This window comes from Schlesneria sphaerica (genome assembly GCF_044336245.1).
Lineage (GTDB): Bacteria > Planctomycetota > Planctomycetia > Planctomycetales > Planctomycetaceae > Schlesneria > Schlesneria sphaerica.
On record NZ_CP172346.1, the window covers coordinates 389,258 to 413,770 of the forward strand.

At 56.6% G+C, this 24,513-nt stretch carries 17 protein-coding genes; 8 read left to right on the forward strand and 9 right to left on the reverse strand.

What is annotated here, in order from left to right; genetic code table 11:
* Positions 1 to 61: 61 nt before the first annotated feature.
* Both ACGY09_RS01370 and ACGY09_RS01375 read right to left on the reverse strand, forming a co-directional pair.
* The gene (locus ACGY09_RS01370; protein ID WP_397570179.1) at positions 62 to 3,508 is read right to left on the reverse strand and encodes a M56 family metallopeptidase; all 3,447 of its coding nucleotides are present in this window, start codon (positions 3,506 to 3,508) and stop codon (positions 62 to 64) included.
* A complete protein-coding gene (locus ACGY09_RS01375) occupies positions 3,505 to 3,900 on the reverse strand; it encodes a BlaI/MecI/CopY family transcriptional regulator (RefSeq protein WP_373651861.1) in 396 nt (131 codons plus the stop codon). The genes ACGY09_RS01370 and ACGY09_RS01375 overlap by 4 nt, the downstream gene beginning before the upstream one ends.
* 593 nt (positions 3,901 to 4,493) lie before the next feature.
* Between ACGY09_RS01375 and ACGY09_RS01380 the strand changes: the two genes are divergently transcribed.
* The 3 genes from ACGY09_RS01380 to aroA all read left to right on the forward strand — a co-directional run bounded on the left by ACGY09_RS01380 (position 4,494) and on the right by aroA (position 7,880).
* A complete protein-coding gene (locus ACGY09_RS01380; RefSeq protein ID WP_373651860.1) occupies positions 4,494 to 5,384 on the forward strand; it encodes an RAD55 family ATPase in 891 nt (296 codons plus the stop codon).
* Between the two features lie 178 nt (positions 5,385 to 5,562).
* On the forward strand, positions 5,563 to 6,504 hold the full coding sequence (locus ACGY09_RS01385) for a DUF58 domain-containing protein (protein WP_373651859.1): 942 nt from the start codon (positions 5,563 to 5,565) through the stop codon (positions 6,502 to 6,504).
* 95 nt (positions 6,505 to 6,599) lie between these two features.
* Positions 6,600 to 7,880, forward strand: a complete 1,281-nt coding sequence (gene aroA, locus ACGY09_RS01390) for a 3-phosphoshikimate 1-carboxyvinyltransferase (protein WP_397570180.1) — start codon at positions 6,600 to 6,602, stop codon at positions 7,878 to 7,880.
* Positions 7,881 to 8,133: 253 nt separating this feature from the next.
* Here the strand turns inward: aroA and ACGY09_RS01395 are convergent, their stop codons facing one another.
* The 5 genes from ACGY09_RS01395 to dcd form a co-directional block, all read right to left on the reverse strand.
* Positions 8,134 to 8,910, reverse strand: coding sequence for an FHA domain-containing protein (locus ACGY09_RS01395; protein ID WP_397570181.1), 777 nt, complete (start codon positions 8,908 to 8,910; stop codon positions 8,134 to 8,136).
* Positions 8,911 to 9,209: 299 nt separating this feature from the next.
* Positions 9,210 to 10,301, reverse strand: coding sequence for an ABC transporter ATP-binding protein (locus ACGY09_RS01400; RefSeq protein WP_397570182.1), 1,092 nt, complete (start codon positions 10,299 to 10,301; stop codon positions 9,210 to 9,212).
* Positions 10,298 to 10,960, reverse strand: a complete 663-nt coding sequence (gene modB / locus ACGY09_RS01405) for a molybdate ABC transporter permease subunit (RefSeq protein ID WP_397570183.1) — start codon at positions 10,958 to 10,960, stop codon at positions 10,298 to 10,300. The genes ACGY09_RS01400 and modB overlap by 4 nt, the downstream gene beginning before the upstream one ends.
* Positions 10,961 to 11,195: 235 nt before the next feature.
* Entirely contained in the window at positions 11,196 to 14,930 is a 3,735-nt protein-coding gene (metH, locus tag ACGY09_RS01410; RefSeq protein WP_373651854.1) for a methionine synthase, read from the reverse strand.
* 400 nt (positions 14,931 to 15,330) lie between these two features.
* Positions 15,331 to 15,903 (reverse strand): dCTP deaminase, encoded by a 573-nt coding sequence (dcd, locus tag ACGY09_RS01415; protein ID WP_397570184.1) that lies wholly within the window; start codon positions 15,901 to 15,903, stop codon positions 15,331 to 15,333.
* A 36-nt stretch (positions 15,904 to 15,939) separates the two neighbouring features.
* On the opposite strand from dcd, the gene ACGY09_RS01420 reads away from it, so the two are divergent.
* Positions 15,940 to 16,083: a hypothetical protein gene (locus ACGY09_RS01420; RefSeq protein WP_397570185.1), complete on the forward strand. Its 144-nt coding sequence runs from the start codon at positions 15,940 to 15,942 to the stop codon at positions 16,081 to 16,083.
* A gap of 226 nt (positions 16,084 to 16,309) precedes the next feature.
* Positions 16,310 to 17,428, forward strand: a complete 1,119-nt coding sequence (gene mutY, locus ACGY09_RS01425) for an A/G-specific adenine glycosylase (protein WP_397570186.1) — start codon at positions 16,310 to 16,312, stop codon at positions 17,426 to 17,428.
* A 414-nt stretch (positions 17,429 to 17,842) separates the two neighbouring features.
* Here mutY and ACGY09_RS01430 read toward each other — a convergent pair whose 3' ends face one another.
* Together ACGY09_RS01430 and ACGY09_RS01435 are read right to left on the reverse strand one after the other, a co-directional pair.
* Complete coding sequence (locus ACGY09_RS01430; protein ID WP_373651850.1) at positions 17,843 to 18,016, reverse strand: hypothetical protein; 174 nt, start codon at positions 18,014 to 18,016, stop codon at positions 17,843 to 17,845.
* A gap of 408 nt (positions 18,017 to 18,424) precedes the next feature.
* Positions 18,425 to 19,663, reverse strand: coding sequence for a SpoIIE family protein phosphatase (locus tag ACGY09_RS01435; RefSeq protein WP_397570187.1), 1,239 nt, complete (start codon positions 19,661 to 19,663; stop codon positions 18,425 to 18,427).
* 316 nt (positions 19,664 to 19,979) lie between these two features.
* Here ACGY09_RS01435 and ACGY09_RS01440 point away from each other — a divergent pair, with 316 nt between their 5' ends.
* The 3 genes from ACGY09_RS01440 to ACGY09_RS01450 are packed head-to-tail and all read left to right on the forward strand — an operon-like array spanning position 19,980 to position 24,466.
* Positions 19,980 to 20,903, forward strand: coding sequence for an Hpt domain-containing protein (locus ACGY09_RS01440; protein WP_397570188.1), 924 nt, complete (start codon positions 19,980 to 19,982; stop codon positions 20,901 to 20,903).
* A 6-nt stretch (positions 20,904 to 20,909) separates the two neighbouring features.
* Positions 20,910 to 23,981, forward strand: coding sequence for a chemotaxis protein CheW (locus ACGY09_RS01445; protein WP_397570189.1), 3,072 nt, complete (start codon positions 20,910 to 20,912; stop codon positions 23,979 to 23,981).
* A complete protein-coding gene (locus tag ACGY09_RS01450; protein WP_397570190.1) occupies positions 23,978 to 24,466 on the forward strand; it encodes a chemotaxis protein CheW in 489 nt (162 codons plus the stop codon). Before ACGY09_RS01445 ends, ACGY09_RS01450 begins: the two co-directional genes overlap by 4 nt.
* Positions 24,467 to 24,513: the final 47 nt, after the last annotated feature.

Below are 24,513 nucleotides of genomic sequence, written 5' to 3' on the forward strand. Positions count from 1 at the left end.
ATACGTTCACCTTCGTTTACGAATCAGCGGGTCCCCCTGTCCGTTCTGAAATCGGCACCATTCAGTATGCACTCTCAATTGTGATCGGTTTCATTTGATCCTCTGTTGTCGGGTGAAACTTTCGAACGGCTCCTGCCACACTTCCGTACTCCAGCTCGATTCGAACTTCCTCTGCTGGGAGGTTACTGAATCGAAAATGTCCTTCGTCATCGGTCGGCGATTCTGCCGAGTAACGATTCCGATCGATGCCAAAGTAAGGCCCTGCACCAGCGGTGACGATCCGCCCTGAAAGCGGCCGACCGGCTTTATTCACCAGTGTTCCAGACAGGAAGAGTCCCGGTTGCAGTTTCACGTCGACGGTGCTATCCCCTTGCAACGTGACGACGGCATTCTGGTAGTCTTTGTTTGGCCGGACGATCGCCCGATAGGATGAGACCATCTCGGGGTTGATCTGCGGAACAGTGAGTTCCCCCTGTGCATTGGTCGTTTCCGCAGTTCCCCAAGACGTCGTCACACGAGGATGCTCGCAGCGAATCATTACGGGAATTCCCTGTAATCGGTTTCCCAGTGGATCGAGTACTCTGACGGTGGCTTTGACAGGGATATTAAATTCGAGCTTGAACTGGGGCAGCGGTTGTTTCTCGGACAGGGTGAACTGTGGTCCGAGAATGATGAACTTGTCGCGACTGGCACGCAGTCCGCAACGGGAACCGAAGGGGACCGGGCCCAGGAAGAATTGTCCCGAGGAATTCGAATGCGCATTCAAAAGCTGGCGTTTCTCACGGTTCATCGAGAGCGTCCAGCGCGACGAAACTGCTTCGAGCACCACATTAATTCCGGACGCGGGAGTTCCGTCAGAGTTCAGCACGACGCCATTGACTCCTCCTGCGGGCTCCACCGGGACGTCGACGGTAAAGAGATCATTTCCTGCAGGGATTCGTGCGACGAATTCCTCATCCGTCAGAGTAAACCCGATCAGTTGATTCAACTGGATCCGAATCTCACACGGAGCCGGCACCTGTACTACGCAGTGGCCGTTCGTCAACGTGGCCATCGTAATATCGTAAGGATTCGCTGATCCAGGGTTCTGATCGCGGATGCTGAGTTGTAATCGTCCTTCCGGCGCGACGACCTCGCCTTGCTTACGAAACACCAGACTGACTTCGCGTTGAAAGGGGCGGGCCGGCTCATTCAATGTCAGTACGAGATCATGAACAGGCCCGGACACTTCTTTGTGAAACTGCTGATCACCCAGCGAGAACTGAAGATCTCCTGCCGGGACATGATCAATCTGAAAATGAGCTTCCCCCTCTGCGAATTCCAGTTTGAATGGACGATTGAATGAGAGATTCTCACCATCGAACGCACCGTTCTTCGACTGTGAGAATCGGACACCAACGTGTTTCTTTTGCAGCTCTTCAAGCTGCTGCGACGTACCCCGAACGATCCCGGATACAGTGACTCCCGGTTGCAACTGAATCACGCGATCCCGAGTACCCGGTTGAACGTTCGTCAAAATCGCTGGCGCATAATCAGGGTGCTCAACAAGCAAGTCATAGATGGAACCGTCGAGGAGCTGGTCGAGGGTAAATTCCCCTCGCTCATCGGTCGTTCCCAAAGGAGGCTGACTCATCCAGGTGTTGTCGACCAACTGGAGTCGTCGAACCCTCAATCGTCGCAGCGTTGCACCCGCCAGAGGCAGACCGTCGGATGCGAGGACCTGACCCGTTGCCGGCTGCGCTCGCGTCATCTGAAGCGTTAATGGAGCGTCCAGGTTGAGGACAGCGGGGCGAACGTCCAGCCTTTGGAATCCTGGTGCGGTCACCGACAGACTATGACGTCGATCAGGCTGCACATGCGGAATCACCACCTCGCCTGAGGAATCTGTCTGCCGCGGCTTGAAGAGACCGAATCCCTGATTTCCTTCCCAGGCCGACACGATCACTTCCGCATCAGGAATGGGCCGGTCAGCGTCGTCCCGGAGTTGGAGAGTGACGGGAACTCCCGGTTTGAGAACAACCTCGACGTCTTTGATCTCGTCAACACGTCCCGAAAGATAGGGTCCGACCATGGTCGTGGCATATCCGTCCCCCATGAACTGGAGCCATGTCTCGCCCGGCGGAACATCCACACGAAATTCGTCGGACTCGCCTCCCTTGATATCGCCCTGAGTCATTCCGGTTCCCGAATTCCCTTTCTGAGTTTGGGAATAGACCCAGATCAAGTTGGGAAGCGGTTGACCATCGCTTGTGTGAACCTTTCCACTGATGATCAGTCGCTGCTCCGTGATGTTGGCTGCAGGATTAATCTCGTCCGCCACTTTGGCCAGCTCTGTCACCCGCTCTCCATCGGAAAGCAGCCTGGCAGCAGAAAAGACCGCCAGGTCACTCCCATACTGCAGCAAGGCGATGGCCGTGGCGGCGACAACGAGGACGAGCAGTATCGATTTCCAGGTGAACCTGGTAGGTGCCCCAGCATTCCTCTCCACCAGTCTGCGCACGCGATCCAGTAATGATCCGGAACGCTCGTCTGCGAAACCGAGAACCGCCGCCGGGGGAGGCGCGGTGATCTTCTCGGCGATGTCCAACAGAACCTGAGCGTAATTGAAAGGACTGGCCGTCACGCGGGCTCCCCACACGTCGCAGCAGGCCTCGCGTTCAGCACGAATCTGCCGACTGATCCACCAGACGCCTGGATTGAAAAACAACAAGGACTCAATCACCTGCTGACCCAGATTGACAACGTCGTCCCAGCGGCGCAGATGCGCGAGTTCATGGGCCAGAATCGCCTTCCATTGATCGGGCGACAGGCCCGTGGCCAGCGACATCGGTATCAGAATCACTGGCGAGAACGTCCCGATGACGCAAGGGGAATGTGCGTGCAGCGAGGCAATCAGCTTGACCGGCCGATGGATCCGAAGCTGCGCCTTGAGCCGTTCAAAAATGTCCAGCGCGATCGCCTCTCTGACAGGTTCTCCCAGTTTCCATGTTTCTGCCGCTGTCCTTTGACGTACGCACTGAAGGAAGTTCAGCGCGACTCCGAGCAACCATCCCCAAAGCAGGAACGGACTGAACTGTCTCACAAGTCCATTGAGTCTCGACGGGATTCCCCGGATGGGGCCGGATTCCATGGGCACAAATGGACGGTCACTCGACGGTGAGACCTTCGCTGCACCTGGCACCGAAGGGGACGAGACGACAGGAAGTGAAGTACCAGTCGCGGTCGGTTCCTGGAGTGAATTCGCCGTGACACTGGAGGGAGAAGAAAAGGAAGGGATAAGGTCAGAGGGCAGTCTGAGAAAGGAACCTGTCACCAGCACTCCCACAGCCAGTCCAGCCAGACAGCTCAACGACGCCGCATACCGTAATTGAGGCCGATTGCGGGATATCATCGTCAAACAAACAGCCAGCAATGCAGACCAGACTGCGGCCTGCCACAGCGAATGCAGCAGTGCCCAGCAGAGAGACTGGGCCCAGGTACCGGTGAACCACGCAACCAGGATCGTCATGGTTTCTCCTCTTTGTTTTCGGCTTCGCGGGCAGCTTGATTGATCACCTTGCGAATCTGTTTGAGGTCTTCCGCCGAGACATCCGAAGCATCCATCAGTGCCTGGACGGCTTTGGCGGGATTGCCAGAAAACAGGTTCTTCAGCATCGTTTTCAGCACGGGCTGAACGACCTGCTCACGACTGACCAGCGGGCTATAGATGTACGCCATCCCTTCCCGCCGATGTGAAACCAGGTTTTTTCGCTCCATCCCCTGAAGTACCGTCAGCACCGTGGTGTAGGCACGTTCTTTGCCATCCGGGAACAGCGGCAACAGTTCCCGCACGCTCTGCGGACCATGCTCCCACAATAAGCCCAGCACCTGTAACTCCAGCTCCGACGGTTTCACATTCATCCGAGACCTCTCTACTATGCGGCTAGTAGGTACTAGAGTAATAGTAGATACGGACGGATTCAAGATGGAAAACGAACAATCGGGGAGTTTCCAGAACGAACCCGCTTGTCGGCCATTCCCTTTGCCCCAACCCCGGGACATCCGTTCGCAATCAGGCAGTCACAATTGGACTTGCGCACATCCGCAGTTGCGACGTGCTGAGTATCCGTCCCAGCGAACACTCCCCCGGTTTCCGGTGTCACACCTCCACAAGTCGATCGATTCCGTGTTTCAGGAGTAGAAGTGGTTCGCGCGCCAGCCGATCAAGGGGCAGCCCCCGGCGCGGCAAACGGATTCAGAATCGGTACCGGCGGCGAATTGACTTCACGTGTCGCCGCGCACTCCCGGAATGCTGTCAGGTTGCTATTATTTGCATCCACCCTGCGGTGGGACCGTACCACCAGTCCGACTCGCAATCTCGCAGTCATTCAGCAGCGCCCCCGTCACGGTCGTAACGCTGGCAACCGCGTGGAATCGAGTCGCGTTCGGCTGGTCGCACGCCAGGAACGGGGGCAGCCTGATTATCCACTTACACGTGCTTTTGCAGGAATTTCATGGCGACTTCTGAACGTTTTTCGACGGGTATTGCGGAACTGGATTCGCTGTTGGGGGGAGGACTGATTCCTGGCACACTGACGGTCGTCATGGGGGCGACGGGAATCGGTAAGACTCAGCTAGGCCTTCAGTTTGCCAATGCCGGGCTGAAGCAAGAGGGCGAACGAGGAATTCTTTTCGATATGACGTCGCGCGGCGACGCGCAGAACCATGCCGACTACGCCAAACGGATCTGCGACTGGGTCTTGAAGACCCGGCCACTGGATGTCTCGTATGCTCCTGAAGAAATCTGGAACCGTGACGCGATCCGGACAGATTATTTTCATGTGTTTGATCGAACTGGCCGACGAGTCACGCTGCAAGACCTCGACCAGGAGCAATGGCAGGAATGGCGTGCTGAACTCAATAAGAAACTCGACCAGGCCATCGCGTACTTTTACGGAAACTTCGCTCACGGAGTCCGCCGTTCGGTGATCGACGGAGTCGAACCCGTTGATCGGGCGAGCGATTCATTCCAGTTCCAGTTGTTTGATTACATCTATCACCAGATCCTGCACAAGGATCACGACTGGGTAGCGCGAGACCTGTTCCGGGTCAATTTCCGGGCGAATGAACAGACCGTTGCCGAGCATGCTTACGACCACAACAAACTGGCCACCATGCTGCTGTACACGTCGCATGAGGTCAAACTGGACGACCTGATCGACCGTCCGATCGAAAGTGGAGATGTGCTGTGTAACGCGAACACAATCATCCTCATGGGAAAAGTCCGCGACGGCAACCGGATGCGGCGGGCGCTGCACGTCGCCAAGCATCGAGGCAGTGCCGCCGATGATGGCATCGTTCCCTTTGAGATCGGTGATTCGGGTCTGATGATCGGGCAGTCGTAAAGTTCTCCGTCCAGAAGGTCCTGCCTCAAGCAGAAACAAAAACCGCGTCGACCCGATCGTGCGGTTTCCAAGAGTTTGTCGGTTAGTCGAGCGACAGTTTCTCGGTCTGATATGATCATCGTGTCCGTCGTCTGTTGCGGTCGCCGTTTTCAGTTTCATGAGTTCAAAGGATTCACAAGTGCCAGCAGCCATCACGAAGACTTTGGCCGGGGAATTTGTCGATCCCGCGACATTGATGCGACTGAAGTCGCTGGAACTGAGAGCCAAGCACGTGGTCCAGGGCTTCATGACAGGACTCAACCGCAGTCCCTATCATGGATTCTCTGTCGAGTTTACCGAGTACCGACAGTACACCCAGGGAGATGACTTGCGGCATCTCGACTGGAAGCTTTACGCCAGAACAGACCGGTATTATCTGAAGCGATTCGAAGATGAAACCAATTTGCGATGTCTGCTGCTCTTGGACGCCAGCCGCTCCATGAACTTCGGTTCGATTGGCTACAGCAAGTCTGAGTACGCCCGGACGCTGGCAGCGACGTTCGCCTATTTTCTCTCGACGCAGCGTGACGCAATCGGTTTAGCAAGCTTTGCGTCCGAGATTATTGATTTCATTCCACCTCGTTATCGCTCGGGTCATCTGCGCCGCTTGCTCGTCTCGCTGGAAAAAACAGCGGAAGGCTCGTCAACTCATCTGGCCCGGCCACTGGAACAGATCACCGAACGACTCAATAAACGGGGCATGCTGGTTCTGATTTCGGATTTGCTGGCACCGCTTGAGACTCTCGAAGTCAGCCTGGGAAGCCTGACTGTTCGTGGTCAGGACGTGATTGTCTTCCACGTCCTGGATCCGGAAGAACTCAGCTTCACGTTTACTACCCCCGAACTGTTTATCGATCTGGAAACCGACCGCCGTCTCTACGTCGATCCGACTGCCGTCCGTCGTGATTATCTGGCGAAATTCACCACGCATCTGAAATCGATCGAAGGGATTTGCTCACGACTGGGCCTCGTCTACCACCGGCTCACGACCGACACTCCGCTCGAAACGGCCCTGCCCGAAGTGATTCGTGTAAGAATGCAGTCGCGGGGCAACAGCCGGACGCGCATCGCCCGACGCTAGGAAATTACTCCTTCACACGAAACCGCCCCCCTGCCAAAACCGCCTTACCATGACGTGTCATGCGTCACGACAGCAACTCAGGATACCAATTGCAGATGACACCCTCTCGTGAAATTCAACCTGTCTGTGGCCCTGTCAACGGCTCGATTCGACCGCCCGGTTCAAAAAGTCTCACGAATCGTGCCCTGGTCGTTGCAGCGTTGGCAAGCGGGACATCGCATTTAACGGGTGTCCTCGACAGTCGCGATACCCAGGTCATGATCGACAGTCTGAAGCGATTGGGTCTGACCGTCGATCATGATGCTGCGAAAGGGACTGTCCGAATCGACGGTTGTCACGGAAATCCTCCCACCAGTGCGGCTGACCTCTGGCTCGAAAATAGCGGCACCAGTATCCGGTTTCTCACGGCGCTGTGTGCGTTGGGACAGGGACGATATCGTCTGGATGGCAATTCCCGCATGCGAGAGCGGCCGATCGCCGACCTGGTGGTCGCGCTGCGGCAGTTTGGAATCGAAGTCGAGTGTGAACTTGGCAACGACTGCCCGCCCGTCCTTATTCACGGACAAGGCCTGCCGGGGGGAACGATTTCGATCAAGGCCAATCTCTCAAGCCAGTTCCTCAGTGCCGTGCTGATGGCCGCACCCTGTGCTCAACAGACGGTTGAAATCCGTCTGGCAGGGGAACTCGTCTCTGAGCCCTACATTGAAATGACACTGGCCGTAATGTCTCAGTTCGGTGTCAACGTTGACCGGCCCGAGGCGGGCGTCTATCGGATCACTCCTCAGACGTACGTCGCAACGACCTACGACATTGAACCCGATGCCTCCGCGGCCAGTTACTTTTTCGGCCTCGCCGCAGTGACTCAAGGCAACATCACCGTCAATGGCCTGAATGCAAACGCTCTACAGGGAGATGTGCACTTCGTTCGCGCACTCGAGCAGATGGGATGCCAGGTGACCTGGAATGCCGACAGTGTGACCGTTCAGGGTCGGCCGCTGCAGGGGATCGATATCGATATGAACGCCATTAGCGACACCGCACAAACGCTCGCTTGTGTCGCTCCGTTCGCTACGGGCCCCACGCGAATCCGCAATGTGGCGCATATGCGATTGAAAGAAACCGATCGAGTTACTGCAGTCGTTACTGAACTGCAGAAATTAGGTTGCCGTGTGGAAGAACACCCCGATGGCATGACCATTCACCCGGGGCCGCTCCACGGCGGTACCGTGGCGACGTATGATGATCATCGAATGGCCATGAGTTTTTCGCTGATCGGACTTCGAGTTCCCGGAATCATCATTTCTGACCCCGGATGCACGTCGAAGACCTATCCCAACTACTTCGAAGATCTCGAACGACTTTGCGGTAAAGCATGAGTCGAACCAGACCGGCAGTTGTGCCGGTCGGCTCGGTCCCCAAAGTCCGGGGCTGCAACATGGACGAACTTCGAGAGACCCGGCATCTGCCGATCGGAGGTGGGCGACAGTGTAGCACTGACTCGCCCGCCTCGCTTCGATGGCCCTCGTCTTGCGGAAGTGCTGTTCAGCTTACGGACCTTGTTACTCACTATCGACGACGTGCATGCATACAGGGTCCACCTGAAGACGGACATCCCCCGGCGACACGGGTTCAGGCACTCGCTCGCAGTTCATTGGACTCGGGACCGTTGAGATGGTCGAGGATCACGTCCAGTCGCTGCGTCACCCGTTTCTGGGTCTCTTCCATCATCGACGCCGTGGCGAGCACCTCGGCCTCTTTCTGGTTCAGTTCGCGTGTTCGATCCGCGATGGCTACTTGCAACTCCTGAAGATGACTCAGCAGTGTATTGTAGACGCGGACTTCTTCCGCATGAGGAATGCTTTCTGATTCCAGCGATGTCGGCACTTCTCTGACCGCTTCAATCGCTTTCACGAGAGCCCCCCAGCCACTGTCGGCGTCTGCGGACAGTTCGTTGACGATTGCCTGCTCGGTCAGAATCCGATCACACAATTCCTCTGCCGTAAGCGACGCGAGGTCTTCGGGAAGGCCTTCATTTGTCGCTTCACCGACTTCGGCGACGAGGGGTTGCGGAGCAAGCTGGATTGACAGCTGGGTCGAACCAATCTGCAAGCGATCACCGTCACGCAGTGCCATCCGTCGACAGGTGGCGCCATTCACGGTCAGGTGCAGTTCGTCACAGACGGTTTCAATCCAGACTGCGCCAGATTGAATGTGAATCTGACTGTGCAAGCGAGGAATCGTGGGATCTTCCAGAATCAGGTCGCATTGACGACCCGTTCCGATTTTGAATCCATCATGGTTCACTTGAATGGACTGAGATCCAGAAAGAAGCGTGAGCACCATTTCGTCCGATCGGCCAGAACTGGAAGGCATTGATGGGCGAGATGGATTGAAAGGACTGAGCATTGTTGTCTCGCTCCAACATCTTGTCGGATGAATCGCCGAATCGACTCGGACCGAGTTCTCCTTCGTCGAATACTCTTCATCATCGAACGGATTTGCGAGCGGTCATGACCGAAACGTCCTGTATTTCCCGGGCCGCTCTGTTTTTGGCCCGTAAGCGACGAGGAAGGACTGCGAAGTTTTAACGGCTGCGTAAGGAGTGCGATGTCACATTCGGACTCAACTGCGAATCTGGGAAAGAGAGCGAAACCGACGCGGTTGTAGCGACAGAACCTCGAAAGAAGCTGAATCGATTGCGGGTTTCAGCCGGACCGGGGGATCAAATGGATGGCGGGAGCCTTCACCATCGCGGTCACGTCATCACCAACCTGCAGTTTCAGGTCGTCCTGAGCGGGTCGGGTGATCAGCGCGGTCATCTCGAAACCGCACTCCAGACCGACTCGAATCAAAGGGCCTTCCGGGGTGAGAGACCGGATCGTGGCCCGCAGTTGATTACGGATCGTCGTGGTACCCGGTGTGCCTTTCTGCAGCGCGACGTCTTCCCCTTTGATACAGACATGCACCATTCGGGTCGCGGCCGATGGAGCGACGGCCAGCAGTAACGTTTGTCCGACCTGCACGGTGGCCAACCCCTGATCATTGGCAATGATCTCCCCTGAAACCACGGTTTCCACCCCCACCAGTAGTGCCAGTCTGGCATTACTGGGCCGCGAGAAAACGTCTTCGACCGTTCCGACCTGCTGGATTCGCCCCTGATCCATTACGGCCACACGGTCTGCCAGGGCCATCGCTTCGACGCGGTCGTGTGTTACGATAATCGTCGGGACCCCGAACTCCTGCAGGATCTGGCGGAGTTCAGCTCGCAGGCGTTCCCGCAACAGGGCATCCAGCGCCGAAAGGGGTTCGTCCAGCAACAGCAGCCGTGGGCGTCGGGCGAGGATTCGTCCTAATGCCACCCGCTGTTGCTGCCCACCGGACAATTGATGTGGGAACCGCTGTTCGAGCCCGGCCAGATCCAACTGCGCCATGATTTCATGTATTCGCCGGCGCCGTTCGCGTGATGAACTCTGCTTTAAGCCAAACCCGATGTTGTCCGCGATATTCAGATGCGGAAACAGGGCGTACTCCTGAAACAGAAATCCAACGTCCCGTTGCTGTGGGGAAAGGGCAACCCGGCGTGAGCGATCAAACCAGATCTGGTCGCCAAACTGGATCGCCCCATGATCCGGGTGGTGCAATCCCGCCAGGCACCGCAGGAAGGTCGTTTTGCCGCATCCCGAAGGGCCGATCAGCGACGTCACAGAAAAGCCTTGCGTCGACTGGGTAAACTCGATGTCCAGTCGGGGGCCCTTGTGGTACTGGAGCGAAAAGTTCGCGACCAGATCGAGCGTCATCTCGCAGCACTCCGGTTAGTCAGCCACTGAGTGATACAGAGTACAACGAACGAGAATCCCAACAGTGTCCCGGCGGTCCTGCCTGCTGAAACGTAGTTCAGACTTTGGACGTCGTCGTAAAGCGAAGTGGAGATCGTTCGGGTGACCGAAGGAATATTTCCTCCCAGCATCAGCACGACGCCAAACTCACCAATGGTATGTGCAAATGTCAGAATGACGCCGGCGAGTATTCCCGGCCAGCAGAGCGGCAGGATCACACGGCGGAAGGTTTCGAAGCGGGAAACTCCCAGGCACCAGGCCGCTTCGACAAGTTGACGGTCCATTGCGGAAAATGCCGCTGTGAAAGGGCGGATCGCAAAAGGGAGATTGAACAGCACGGCACCAATCAGAATTCCCGGAAACGAAAAGGGCAGCCGTGCTCCAAACAGGCTGTGCCAGGCTTTTCCAACGAAACCGTGAGGTCCCAGTCCGACCAGCAGATAGAACCCCAGCACCGTCGGTGGCAGCACCAAAGGCAAGGCGACGACGGCTTCCACCAGGAATCGCCCCCGCCAACGAGTTGTTGCCAGCCAGTACGACAGGGGTATGCCAGCCACGAAGAGGATCGAGGTCGCAGCGCTGGCCAGTTTCAGACTCAGCCAAATCGCTCCCCAATCCACGCGCTGTCTCCGAATCTTTGTTCCTGCAACCTCACCCCGTTGACCCCATCCCGCTCGACGGCCCGCGAGTGAGAGTCCCTCCGTGGCGAGCGTCGCGGAAACTCGCCCTGACAAGTCGTTAAAAGGACGGCTGTTCGCGGAGCGTTCCTTCCCAGCGGTTCTCGCAGAGACTGTGACCGGCGCACAGGGGCAGGTTGCCTGCGTGTGTGCCGATCACAGGAGTCAGCGATGTTCGTCAGTTGTCATATCCCAAATTCGGAGAGAGCCATCGTTCCAGCAGTTCGATCGGCATCCCTTTCCGTTTTGCGTAATCTTCGACCTGGTCTTTTGTGATCTTGTCGACGCTGAAATAGCGTGCCTCGGGGTGAGCGAAGTACAGCCCGCTGACGCTGGCGGCGGGATGCATGGCGAAGCTTTCCGTCAGCTTGATACCCGTCTGACGTTCGGCATCGAGCAATTGGAACAACTTGGTCTTCTCGGTGTGGTCCGGACACGCGGGATAGCCATGAGCGGGTCGGATCCCCCGATACTTTTCGCCGATCAGATCCTCGTTCGTCAGCTTCTCTTCACGTCCGTAGGCCCACTCTTCGCGCGCCTTCTTGTGCAGATATTCTGCAAAGGCTTCGGCCAGTCGGTCAGCGAGGGCTTTGGTCATGATGGAAAGATAATCGTCATTCAGTTCGTTCTGGAACTTGTTCGCCAGTTCGTCACAGCCAATCCCTGTCGTGACCGCGAAGGCACCGAGGTAGTCCTGGCGGTTAGCACTAATCGGCGCAATGTAGTCAGCCAACGAGCGGAAGTCGGACTGACCCGGACGTTCCCATTGCTGACGCAGCATTGAAAAACGCATGACCGGTTTGGAACTATCAATCGTTCCGTTGCTGATCGGCGTCACAAGGATGTCGTCCCCCTCGGTCACGGCAGGCCAGAAGCCATACACACCTCGTGCAGTCAGCAGTTTCTCATCCACGATCCGTTTTAAAAGTTGCTGAGCGTCTTCGAAGACCTTCTTCGCCTGTTCGCCCACAACCGGATCCGAGAAAATTTTTGGGTACTTCCCTTTCAGTTCCCACGTCTGGAAGAAAGGTGACCAGTCGATGAACGGCACCAGTTCAGCCAGGGGGACATCGACCACTCGCGTTCCCAGGAACGCAGGCGAATCGATCCTGACGGTTGACCAGTCCGTCGCGAATCGCCGACTGAGGGCTTCTGCGTACGGCACCAGCTTGCGATTTGCCTGCATCGCTTCGTAGGTCGAGCGGTCACGGGCTTGCGACGAGAGGTTCTTCTCGATGAATTCGGCTTTGCGTTCGGCATCCAGCATGTTCTCGACCACTGGTACCGAGAGGGACGCGTCGACGACGTGGACCACAGGATGATCGTAGTGCTGAGCGATTTTGACCGCAGTATGTTTGGCGGACGTCGTCGCACCCCCGATCAGCAGTGGAACAGTGAAACCCAGGCGCTGCATCTCCTTCGCAACATGGACCATTTCATCGAGCGAAGGGGTAATCAGACCGCTCAGACCGATGACGTCCACATTTTTCTGCTTCGCCACTTCCAGAATCTTGTCGCACGAGACCATCACTCCGAGGTCGATAACATCGAAGCTGTTACACCGCAGGACCACTCCGACGATATTCTTGCCGATGTCATGGACGTCCCCTTTGACGGTCGCCAGCAGCACGCGTCCACGTCCCCGATCGGTGTCTTCCTCGACGGCAACTTCTGCTGCATTCGGCATCGCTGCAGCGGCGGCTCGTTCCGCCTCCATGAACGGCTCGAGGTAAGCGACCGCTTTCTTCATGACACGGGCGCTTTTGACGACCTGCGGCAGGAACATTTTTCCTGCTCCGAAAAGTGCGCCTACGACATTCATGCCATCCATAAGCGGTCCCTGGATGACGTCCAGCGGCTTTCCGTAGCTCAGTCGGGCTTCTTCGGTATCCGCGTCGATGTAGTCAGCGATCCCTTTCAGCAAGGCATGTTTCAGTCGATCTTCCACCGAACCAAATCGCCACTCTTCGACAGCCGCAACGGCTTCTTCCTTCGTCCCGGATTTGAACTTTTCCGAGAACGAGATCAGACGCTCGGTCGCATCCGGTCGACGATTCAGCAGCACGTCTTCAATGTAGACGAGCAGTTCTTTGTCGATCTCTTCATAGACTTCAAGTTGGCCGGCGTTGACGATGCCCATGTCGAGACCCGCCTGGATGGCGTGGTACAGGAACGCGGCATTCATCGCCTCACGGACAACATCGTTACCGCGGAACGAGAACGAAACGTTACTGACGCCACCTGACGTCCTCGCACCGGGGCATTCAACTTTGATGCGCCGAATTGCTTCGATGAATTCGACTGCGTAGTTTGCATGCTCTTCCATCCCCGTACCGACGGTCAGGATGTTAGCATCGAAGATGATGTCTTCGGGCGGGAAGCCGGCTTGCGTCGTCAACAGGTCGTAAGCACGCTTGCAAATACGAACTTTGTCTTCGCAATCCGTCGCCTGGCCCTGTTCGTCAAACGCCATCACGACGACGGCGGCGCCATATCGTCGAATCCGCTTTGCCTGTTCCAGGAAGGCGGCTTCGCCTTCCTTCATGCTGATCGAGTTCACGACCCCCTTGCCGTCGAGGCATTTGAGACCCGCTTCGATCACACTGAACTTGGAACTGTCGACCATCACCGGAACGCGGTTGACGTCGGGATCATCAGAAATCAGGTTGACGAACGTCGTCATTGCGACCTGGCTATCGAGCAGACCTTCGTCCATATTGACGTCGATCATGTTCGCGCCACTCTCGACCTGCTCGCGGGCCACGGCCAGAGCATCGTCGAACTTCCCTTCCTTGATCAGACGTGCGAACTTGCGCGACCCCGTGACGTTGGTCCGTTCACCAATCATCATGAAGTTGGAACTGGGACTAAGCTCAATACGCTCTTTTCCGCAATACGCCGAGGTGGCCGGAATGTCTGGAACCTGCCGCGGAGGGACGTTTTCGACAGCTTCGGCAATCGCCTTGATGTAGTCGGGGTTCGTGCCGCAGCATCCCCCGACAATGTTCACCCAGCCGTTCTGGGCAAACTCGCGCAGGTTGGCGGCGACTTCACCGGGATTCGAATCAAACCCACCGAATCCGTCGGGCATCCCCGCATTCGGATAACAACTGATGTACTTGGGTGCCAGATTCGCCAGCGTCTCGACGTACTGGCGCATCTGCTTGGGCCCCAGTGCGCAGTTCAGTCCGATCGTCAGCATCGGAGCATGAGAAACCGAGGTCCAGAACGATTCGACCGATTGACCAGTTAAGGTTCGGCCACCGTTGAAGATGGTGCCGGAGACCATGACCGGCAAACGTACACCGGTTTCCGCGAAGACATCTTCAATCGCGAACAGACAGGCCTTCATGTTCAGTGTGTCGAACGAGGTCTCGGGAAGCAGCAGATCGACGCCCCCTTCGATCAAACCTCGAACCTGTTCGGAGTAGGACGCGACCATCTGGTCGAACGTCACGGGACGATAGCCTGGCTTGTCAGCATTAAACGACAGCAGAACCTTGGTCGGGCCGATGCTGCCCGCAACGAAACGAGGTTTCTTTGGTGTTTTGGACGTGAACTCGTCGCAGGCGGCCCGAGCCAGACGGGCCGCTTCGACATTGATCTCACGGGTGAATTCGGCGAGACCGAACTCTTCCATGGAAATGGTGTTGGCGTTGAACGAATCGGTCTCGATGATATCGGCACCCGCCGCCAGATACAGTCGATGAATCTCACCGATCATCTGGGGCTGAGTCAGCACCAGGACATCGCCTGCATTCTTGAGATCAATCGGGTGCTTTGCAAATCGTTCGCCCCGGTAGTCAGCCTCGCCCGGGGAATATCGCTGAATCATCGTGCCCATGGCGCCATCGAGCACGAGAATGCGTTCTGACAGAAGTTGTTCGAAGTAGCCAGGAGCACGGGTCGGCATTGATGGATTGCTCAACTATGGAGGTGTCGGTTGTCTGTTTGTGTCACGCACCAACGGTTTGGCGACACATTCGTCATGCATCGCACTCCGTTGATCACTTTCGCAATTTCACTCTGGTTCGTGGTACTACACTCTGGGTCGTAGCACGGGTCGACATCCCAATGGCCGGTTGGGACGAGGTTGCCTGCCTGCAATCAGCGAGACTTGACTTCTCGCTTTCGTGCTGGACCACTCGCTCGTGTGATGGCAAGACCCTTATTCTAAATGTGTCTACACAGTCCCGTCGAGACTGCTGCGTCTGATGTTGTCTCTGCTGTGTCGCACCGCCGCTTCAGTGAGAGTGCTTCCGTGACTGTTACAGCACTGAATCACTTCCAGGAACGGCTGGTTGGACACGAATTTACTCGGCCATCTCCTGACCGAAAGCCAGTCGCATCTGTGGGTCTTTGGCCGGTGCCTGAAGCTCTTTAAAAAAGAGACTCGGCTGAATGTCATGATTGTTTTGGTATTTGCCGTTTCGATATTCAGTAATCTCACCCACAACGGTGTGATAGAGAATCTGACAGATCGGCAGACCGGCATAAATGCGGATCGGGTGGATCGCCTGAAGTTCGAGTGTCCAGTGTCCGCAGAAGCCGACATCACCGAAGCCGGCACTGACGTGTACGAACAGGCCCAGTCGTCCGATCGACGACCGTCCTTCGAGCATGGGAACCAGATTGTGCGTCTCGGTTCGTTCGACTGTCCGGGCGAGATAGAGCTGGCCGGGGCGCAGAACGATCCCCTCGGGAGGAATCACACTGCGTCGATAGCGGTTCGGGCGCCGCACATCTAACACAATTTCCTCGTAGACCAGCAACTCGTCGTGCAGGCTGAGGTTGTAGCTGTTGGGGTTCAGCATCGCCGGATTGAACGGGTCGATGATGATATTCTTTCCCAACTGAGCCTTAATTTCTTCGCCGGTCAGAATCATCAGCAGGTGCAGTGAGTGAGAGGAGGAAACCGAGGCATGAGCTTACCAATCACACGTTACGGGGCCAACAAGTCAGATTCAACCCACGCCACGGACAATCCCACCGTCACAACCCGCAAAGTGCATATTAACCGTTTGAATCCGTACGTCAGCACTCAAAGTGACGACCCCAAAAAGTGACGCCCCCACAGTCTGGTCCAGCGAGACCAAGGTTGACCCAAGTCAAAAGCGTCTTCCCGTTGCGAGGCGATTGCGTGTGGATTGCGGAACTGGGCGAGTTCCCGTTCGGTGGGTAGAATCCATGTCTCGTCCGTATCATGAATACAGGACCGTTTCGACAGGTCCCTGGTTCGTCGGATTCTGTACTTCCCGCCAGACTCAACACCCTCCTTGCCCCGGTTTTTGAATGGATTCATCAGATCACACTTCCTTCCGTCGAAAACTACGGGAATGGTACGTCTTGCGGGCGAGAGATCTTCCGTGGCGGAGAACTGCCGATCCCTATCAGATCTGGATCAGCGAGATCATGTTGCAGCAGACCACGGTGGCTGCCGTCATCCCGTTCTTCCAGCGATTCATGGCGCGGTTTCCTGATCTGAAAGAACTCGCCCGTGCGGAAGAAACGGAGATACTTCGCTACTGGGAGGGACTGGGGTATTACAGCCGTGCGCGCAATATTCTGCGGGCGGCAAAAGTCATTGTGGAACAGCACGAAGGCCAGTTTCCGACTGATCTGGCTCAATTGCAGTCCCTTCCCGGCATCGGACGGTACACCGCCGGTGCAATTGCCTCGTTCGCTTTTGACCAGCGTGCTCCGATCGTCGAAGCGAACACCCTGCGACTGTACTGCCGTTTGCTGGGCTACGAGGGAGACCCCCGGTCGAAGGGGGGACAAGAGCAACTGTGGACGTTCGCCGAGAATATCCTGCCGCGCAAACAACCGGGGCAAGTCAATCAGGCACTGATGGAGCTCGGCGCCACAGTTTGCACGCCTCGTGACCCCGCTTGTGGAGAATGTCCTGTTCAATCCTATTGCCAGGCGTACCTGACCAACCGGCAGTCGACGATTCCGCGTCCAAAACCAAAGGTCGCCATTACGGCTGTGACCGAGGTTTCAATCGCCGTCCGAAATGGGGCGAAGTTTCTCGTCAGACGGAGAACAGCAGACGAACGCTGGGCCGGGTTGTGGGACTTCATCCGGTTTGAGGTTCCCCATGAGAGCCCGACCTTGCCAGATGCAATGATTGTCCAATCGACACAGGAGCGGACCGGACTCACGATTGAACTCGGGCCGCAGGTGGCTCAGTTCAATCACAGTGTGACGCGTTATCGAATCACGCTGATCTGCTTCGTAGCGAACCGGATCGACGGGCGACTGAAGAAGGACGAAGAATGGCAGTGGATCACAGCAGAAGAGCTGGAAAAATTGCCACTGTCCGTCACTGCTCGCCAGTTCGCACAATGTCTGCACCCGTCAGGGCGAGCGATCGTTGAAAGTCAATTCCTGCTGGATGGAACCTTGTGATCCCCAACCGAGCCGTTGGCGAAGTCGCGGAACGGACAAAAGCAGATACGGACGATGCTTGCTTACGAAAGTGCGGGGCAATGCCAACGCCCAGGCCGTCAAAATCAGCTCAATGCCCAATGAACTCTGGCACGCTGCGGCGGGGATGAAGCGCCAAGAGCGACGGCACAAACCGCAAGAAGTGTTCTCGCAAGCAAGAATACTTGGCGGGGGGTAACATCAATTCTCAGACAGGGACAGACGCATTTTTACCGAAGCGATCTGCTGCACGACCAAGTCCTGAACAAATGACGGACATCGTCGACCGTGAAAATGCGTCTGTCTCTGCGGGATGTTCCGTGCGGAACATCCATCCCCGACTCAGTCCGCTGATGGAAACGACAACTGCAGTCGGGAATCGACACGTGACGCCGGTCAGACTGTCCGCTCGGACTGTTGCAATGCGAGGTACGCGGCCACTGCTGCCCGGACACGCTGTCGCGTCCGATACTGAAACCGCTTCCAAATTACTCCCAAGCCAAGGCCGGTCATCCCTACCATCACCCCCAAAGGAATGAACTGCTGATCCTGTAACAACTTGAGTAACATCAAAACACCTTTTCTCACCTTAAGACGTTGCTGGCCATCCTGCAGACGGCTCACGTGTGGAACTGATTCGGCCAATCCTAGGGAAAGAAGCTGAAATCAAAATGAGAGAGATCGACCCTCATCTGCAATTCAGGAAACCTGCATTCCTGTGCACATCTGCCACAGAAGACACCGGCCTGAACACGCGGGTTCGGAACACAAAGCGACGTTTTCACTCATCCCCTTGCATCGTCATGAAACAGGCTGCTCCCCAGCTTTTTTCGTCATCTTTTTCGTGAAAATTGCTTTTCCGTTAAAGAATACGTTTCTGGGAGCCGCGCGGATTATTCAGGCGCAAAATTTTCCCGTATTTTCAGTTCCCCTCCGTCAGTCCCAGCCCTAACGCGTCAAATGTGGTCGGCGGATCAATTAAAGGAGCTTCAATTCCAGAATCGAGAAATCGTCCAGGAAGGGGTGACCACTCTGGACGCGTTGTCCGATGGAATGGATTCGCGTCAACGCCGACTCGCCCAGCGCCAGCGGGGCGGACATGGCGGTAATAAACTCAGAGAATGGCCACATCGTCCCGTCTGGAAGATGGAGTTCGCAAATTCCGTCACTGTACAGGTAAAGCCGCGACCCGGGCTCAACAGGGACCGTGACACCGTCATACGGCAGATCCTCGACGACGCCGTTCATCGGTCCCTGACTCTCCAGCTGTTGACACGCAGCGGGGGATTCCGGAGGACCGGAAATCAGCAGCGCAGGGGGATGGCCGGCACCTGAATAATTTAACTCGTGCTTGACCCGGTTGTAGACTCCATACCAGATGGTGAAGTACATCTGGTTGTGGTTGTCCATCAGAAACGCGTTGTTCAGCGCAGACAGAACCTGGCTGGCATCTCGGAAATCACAACCGGGCAGACTTTGGGCCCGCAAAACGTTCATCGCTGAGACCGACATCAACGCCGACTTCACCCCGTGGCCGCAGACATCGAGCAGATAGCAGGCGAGGTTGTCTTCATCGATCCAGTGATATCCGAACGAGTCGCCCCCGAGTTTCGACGAAGGGATGAACAGCCAGTCGGTCTCGACGCTGTCGGTTTTGATCTTTGCGGGAAGAAGCGAAGTGACATAGCGTTCCGCTTCGGCCACGTCTTCCGCGAGTGCCTGCTGACTTTCCCGCAGCGCCTGAAAAGCTTCGTTTCTTTCGAGCAGGTGAATATAGCCTTGGGAATGGTGGCGGACTCGCGCAATCAGTTCCACGCGGTTGGGCAATTTCACAAGGTAGTCACTAGCCCCCAGTTCGAACGCTTTGGCCTTGGTAACCGCTTCTTCCTGAGAAGAGAGGACAATGACGGGGATGTCGCGCGTGGCGGCATTGGCCCGGTAAAAACGCAGCAGAAGCAATCCATCAATCTCCGGCATCACCAGATCCTGGAGAATGATGGTCGGCGATAGATCCTTCGCGACGGCCAATGCCGTCGAAGGATCGGCGCAATAGTGGAATTCGATATCCGTTTCGGATTCCAGCATGCGGCGAATCGCTTCAGCGACGATCTGCTGGTCATCAACCAGCAGGACCCGGATCCGATGATCGGTGTGCTTTCGGTCCAATGGCTTGGCTTCTGCTGTTGCCGCTCGCTCGACTGACGCTGATTCCGACATGCTCGATTCCTCTGACTGTAGCTCGTCCGCTCGTTACGACACGTCTGTATGCGGCCCTCGCCGCCGACAGGGAAGCGCAGTCGGCTCTCGATTGAAGAACCAGCTCCTGCCGCGTAGTAATCGTTACACTTGTCGGGACATTGTGTTTCGTGATGATTCTACCGAATGAGCGGACTGTAGCGACTTGGTGATTTAGCGAAAGTCAACGGATTGAAAACGACTTTTCAACAGCGTGAATACCCGACCGCAATCCAGGATCTGAAGTAGAACACATGTGGATTTTCAGAAATCAAACGGATCTTGACCGGGGCACGTCATGAGTGGCGAGATTTTCACAGACTCATCGATGCTGGAAATTTTTCGTGCGGAAGTAGAAACGCACGTTGAATCTCTGACATCGGGAATCCTGGCACTTGAACGAGACCCGGGGGACACCAGTCATATCGACGAAATGATGCGAGGTGCCCACTCCATTAAAGGGGCCGCGCGGATTGTCGGAATCGACCCCGCAGTACGGGTCGCACATGTGATGGAGGACAGTTTCGTCGCCGCGCAGAATGGCAAACTGACGCTCCGTCCCGAGCATGTCGACGTTCTTCTGCGCGGTGTCGATATGCTGAACCGGATCGCAAATGCCTCGCAGACACCCGGAATCGACTGGCAAAAGTTCGACAGCGAAGCAACGCCTCTGGTGGCGGAAATCAAATCGGTTCTGGCGGGCACACCCGCTTCATCCCCTCCTCCAGCTCCTGCTCTGTCCGCTTCGGCCCCCGTTTCAGTACCGACCCCGGGAGTCCCGGCCCCTGCAGCACCCAGGCGACCATCTGCGGATGTCGCACAGCCCGCCGGTCCCGCTGCATCCTCCATCTCTGATGTGGTGGCCGCAGCACTCTCACAACCCCGTGCCAAAGGAGCCCCCGCTGCACCGCTCAAACCGGTCGCTGGTTCCAGTCAATTCGATGAGATCACCATTACGCTCCCCCCTTTATTCGACACCGCCGCTGCAGAATTGGCGCGACGGTCGTTCGTTGCGGCACTGAACGCGAACTTGCGTCGTATTCGCTTCGACCTCACCCAAACGACAGATATCGACGCCACCGGGATCGCGTTTCTGGCAGCCGTTCCCTCACATGCAAAAGAGGGAATCCCTCAATTCGTTATGTCCGGAGCGGTCGCCGATCTGCAGCAAGTCCTCGACGCAACCGGCATCGCCCGCCTCTATCCATCGGAGGGGCGTTAAGCCATCATGACTGACCGAATCGAGGAATTCATCATCGAAGCACGGGAGCATCTGGGTCTTGTGGAAGACTCCTTGCTCACGCTGGAAAAGCATCCGACCGCAACCGAGCGAATTGATCGTTGTTTCCGATCCATCCATTCCATTAAGGGCGATGCTGGATTCCTCGGCCTGCTGCCGATTCACGACCTGGCTCATGCGATGGAGTCACTGCTGGTCCGAATGCGACTTCCTGTCGCGCCATCGGCGATCGAAACCCTGCTTGCAGCCCGGGACCGCCTGGCCACTCTCGTAGACAACGCCAACCAGAGCACAGTGATCGACTTCAGCGATATCCTTCAGCGTCTCTCGACGGAAGGAATCGACCGGGAAACCATCCCGCTGGAAATCGATCTGGCCGCCCGCAGCCAGGCACATCCTGGAGGGCTGATGTCGTTCTTCCGGCAGTTGATCTCCCAGGGCCGGATTCATGACGGACGCATTACGATCAACCCGTGCAACCTGCGTGACAGCCTGCCCGATGGCCCCGTGACCTGGTCTGCCGTCATCGAAGCCCCCGCCGTCATGGATTCAGCGCAGTCACAGGACGAGACTCCTAACACCTCTTCGACGGAAGAGACGACGGGTGAGCGATTGAGCGTCGATCTCTCCGCCTGGTCGGCAACGAACGGCGGACTGGTCCGCTTTTTCCGTGATCTGGCCAGTTTCGGGCCTATCACAGAGGGAGAATTGCAGTTTGCGCCGGTTGATCTGCGAAATGGTTTGCCATCCGCACCGATTGTCTGGACGGGCTCCTGCCGCGGCCTCCACCCCCACCCTGCACCTCTGCAGGTAGAGGACACGGCCGAGCAAACTCATCTCGATGCACCTCAGGCAATTGGTCCAGCAGAAGAGCGACAGCTTGATCCAGTCAATGCAGAGCCCCCTTCCCCGCCGAATTCGCCATCGCAGCAAGTCACGCGACGTCCGCCGTCGATGGAAGGGGAAAAATCGACCACTCTGCGGATCCAGGTCGAATTGCTCGATCGAATGATGACGCTGGTCGGAGAGTTAACCCTCGTCAGAAATCAGGCGTTACTCGCCTTCGCAGACGAAGACGGATCCCGTCGCGCCATCATTCAGCGTCTCAGTTCCGTCACGTCGGAACTGCAGGACGTCACGCTGCGCGCACGGATGCAACCGGTGGGAAATCTGTTCAATAAATATCCGCGAATGGTCAGGGACCTCGCACGTCAACTCGGCAAGCAGGTTGAACTCGACCTGCAGGGACGTGATGTCGAACTCGACAAATCGATTCTGGAACAGCTCAGTGATCCACTGATGCACCTGATCCGCAACAGTGTCGATCACGGAATTGAATTGCCCGAAGAGCGAATTGCGCAAGGAAAGTCTCCCATCGGACGAATCGTCCTTTCCGCTTCTCACGAAGATGGTCAGGTGCATATTCAGATTCAGGACGATGGCAAGGGGATTGACCCTGAAGCGGTGAAGATCAAAGCACTCTCGCTGGGGTTGAAGACCGAGTCCGAGCTAACCCGGATGACACCGCGCGAAATCTACGCTCTGGTGCTGATGCCCGGTTTCTCGACCGCCGCACATGTGACCGAAGTGTCTGGTCGCGGCGTCGGGATGGACGTCGTCAAAACAAACATCGAATTGCTGGAAGGAACACTCAGCATCGATTCGGTCGTAGGACACGGCTGTTCCACGGCGCTGCGACTCCCCCTGACGCTGGCGATCATTCCCTGCTTGATCGTGACCGTCGGCGGCGAGAGCTTCGCGGTTCCTCAGCGGGACCTTGAGGAAGTCGTTTGCCTGCACCCACGTTCGAGCGAAAGAATCGAACAGGCATTCAACACCGAAGTCTACCGACTCCGTGACAAATTGCTCCCGGTCGTGCGCTTCGCGGAAGTGCTGACTCGGAAGGAGCCTTTCTCCGTCACTGCGAAGGCGGAAATTCTGACGAAATATGCCGCTCAGCAGTCCCCTGATCGCATCGAGTACATTCTGGTCCTCAAACTGGGAGGGCGACGGTTTGGGCTGGTGGTCGATGACGTGAAGGGGACGCAGGAAATCGTCGTCAAGCCAATGCACCCGTCCATGAAGCGGGTCGGCATCTTCACCGGGGCGACCATCATGGGGGACGGCCGCGTGGCGCTGATCGCTGACGTGGAAGGAATCATTGAACATGCTCAATTGAGCTTCGAGCCACCGCCAGCCCAACCCGAAAAGGCCTCTTCGGTTCGAGAAGCAGCACAGGCGCATCGGGTCCTCATCTTCGAATACGGACCGCAGGAACGATTCGCGTTGCCACTCATCCAGATTCGTCGGATCGAGATGGTCTCGCAGCATCAGTTTGAACGAGTGGGCAATTTCGAATACGTGACCGTCGACGGCGTTTCGACTCGGATTCTGCGTCTCAACCACGTCATCAATGTTTCCGCGCCTGACGGTGACGCACCGGTGATGTCATTGATCCTGCCCAAGTTTGTGGCACAGCCGATGGGGATTCTGGTCTCGCGCATTGTCGACACCGAATCACTTGCACTCGACCTGCAACAGTTCACCGACGACGAACCGGGCATTCTCGGGTCGGCAATCGTGCGGGATCGGCTGACCCTGTTTCTGGATATGCACCATATCGCTGAAAAACTGTTCGGCATCGCCCCTGCAGAGAACCAGAGATCCCGGAAAGAGACAAAATGCGAAAAGCGATTGCTGCTGATCGACGATACCGCGTTCTTCCGGGAAGTCGTCAAGCGGTATCTCACCGCCGAGGGATATGAGGTCGTGACGGCCATCAACGGGGAAGACGGCCTCGATCGACTCAATTCCGAAGATGACTTCGATCTCATCGTTTCGGATATCGAGATGCCGGTGATGGACGGATGGGATTTTGCCCGCGAAGTCCGTCGACGTGGCGTCGATACACCGCTTCTCGCACTGACCTCATTGAGTGGGGCCGAGTACGAAGCCAAAGCGAAAGACTGCGGGTACAGCAGTTACGAGGTCAAACTGGATCACGACCGCCTGATCCGCAAGGTGAGTCACATGGTCGATTCGCGGGAGGCGGTCCGATGAAACCAACCACTTTGGAGTCCAGGCAGTTGTTCTGTACCTTCCGACTGGATGGGCAACTGTTCGGCGTTGATATTCTCGACGTCAAGGAAGTCACCACCGAGATCACCTGCACGCAGATCGCTCACTCACCGGATGAAGTCCGGGGACTGGTCAATATCCGCGGACACATTCATCTGGCACTCGACATGCGCGGACTGCTGGGACTGCCCGCTGTCCCCCAGACCGACAGCAGTCGCCTGATTCTATTCAAATCTGCAGTGGGAAGTGCGTTCGGAGTGATCGTCGACGAAATCGCCGAGATTCATGCCGTCACCCCCCATCAGATAGAACCGTTCACTGTCGAACAGTTCGACGCATTAACGTCGCAACTGCGGCGAATCGACCTGATTGACTCTGTCGCTAAATTGGCCAGAGAGCTTCTGGTGATCCTCAATCCCCGTCGGTTTCTGAGGATCGTCGAAACGAATTTTGCGGGTCCCGCCTAAACCCGACTTTAATCACATTGCATTCAACTTGATCTACTTGTTGCAGG

What these genes read in the sequence shown, in the direction of transcription:
- ACGY09_RS01370 (WP_397570179.1), bottom strand. Translation starts at nt 3,508, where the DNA reads ATGACGATCCTGGTTGCGTGGTTCACCGGTACCTGGGCCCAGTCTCTC.
- ACGY09_RS01375 (WP_373651861.1), bottom strand. Translation starts at nt 3,900, where the DNA reads ATGAATGTGAAACCGTCGGAGCTGGAGTTACAGGTGCTGGGCTTATTG.
- ACGY09_RS01380 (WP_373651860.1), top strand. Translation starts at nt 4,494, where the DNA reads ATGGCGACTTCTGAACGTTTTTCGACGGGTATTGCGGAACTGGATTCG.
- aroA (WP_397570180.1), top strand. Translation starts at nt 6,600, where the DNA reads ATGACACCCTCTCGTGAAATTCAACCTGTCTGTGGCCCTGTCAACGGC.
- ACGY09_RS01395 (WP_397570181.1), bottom strand. Translation starts at nt 8,910, where the DNA reads ATGCTCAGTCCTTTCAATCCATCTCGCCCATCAATGCCTTCCAGTTCT.
- ACGY09_RS01400 (WP_397570182.1), bottom strand. Translation starts at nt 10,301, where the DNA reads ATGACGCTCGATCTGGTCGCGAACTTTTCGCTCCAGTACCACAAGGGC.
- metH (WP_373651854.1), bottom strand. Translation starts at nt 14,930, where the DNA reads ATGCCGACCCGTGCTCCTGGCTACTTCGAACAACTTCTGTCAGAACGC.
- dcd (WP_397570184.1), bottom strand. Translation starts at nt 15,903, where the DNA reads ATGATTCTGACCGGCGAAGAAATTAAGGCTCAGTTGGGAAAGAATATC.
- ACGY09_RS01420 (WP_397570185.1), top strand. Translation starts at nt 15,940, where the DNA reads ATGAGCTTACCAATCACACGTTACGGGGCCAACAAGTCAGATTCAACC.
- mutY (WP_397570186.1), top strand. Translation starts at nt 16,310, where the DNA reads ATGGATTCATCAGATCACACTTCCTTCCGTCGAAAACTACGGGAATGG.
- ACGY09_RS01430 (WP_373651850.1), bottom strand. Translation starts at nt 18,016, where the DNA reads ATGTTACTCAAGTTGTTACAGGATCAGCAGTTCATTCCTTTGGGGGTG.
- ACGY09_RS01435 (WP_397570187.1), bottom strand. Translation starts at nt 19,663, where the DNA reads ATGTCGGAATCAGCGTCAGTCGAGCGAGCGGCAACAGCAGAAGCCAAG.
- ACGY09_RS01440 (WP_397570188.1), top strand. Translation starts at nt 19,980, where the DNA reads ATGAGTGGCGAGATTTTCACAGACTCATCGATGCTGGAAATTTTTCGT.
- ACGY09_RS01445 (WP_397570189.1), top strand. Translation starts at nt 20,910, where the DNA reads ATGACTGACCGAATCGAGGAATTCATCATCGAAGCACGGGAGCATCTG.
- ACGY09_RS01450 (WP_397570190.1), top strand. Translation starts at nt 23,978, where the DNA reads ATGAAACCAACCACTTTGGAGTCCAGGCAGTTGTTCTGTACCTTCCGA.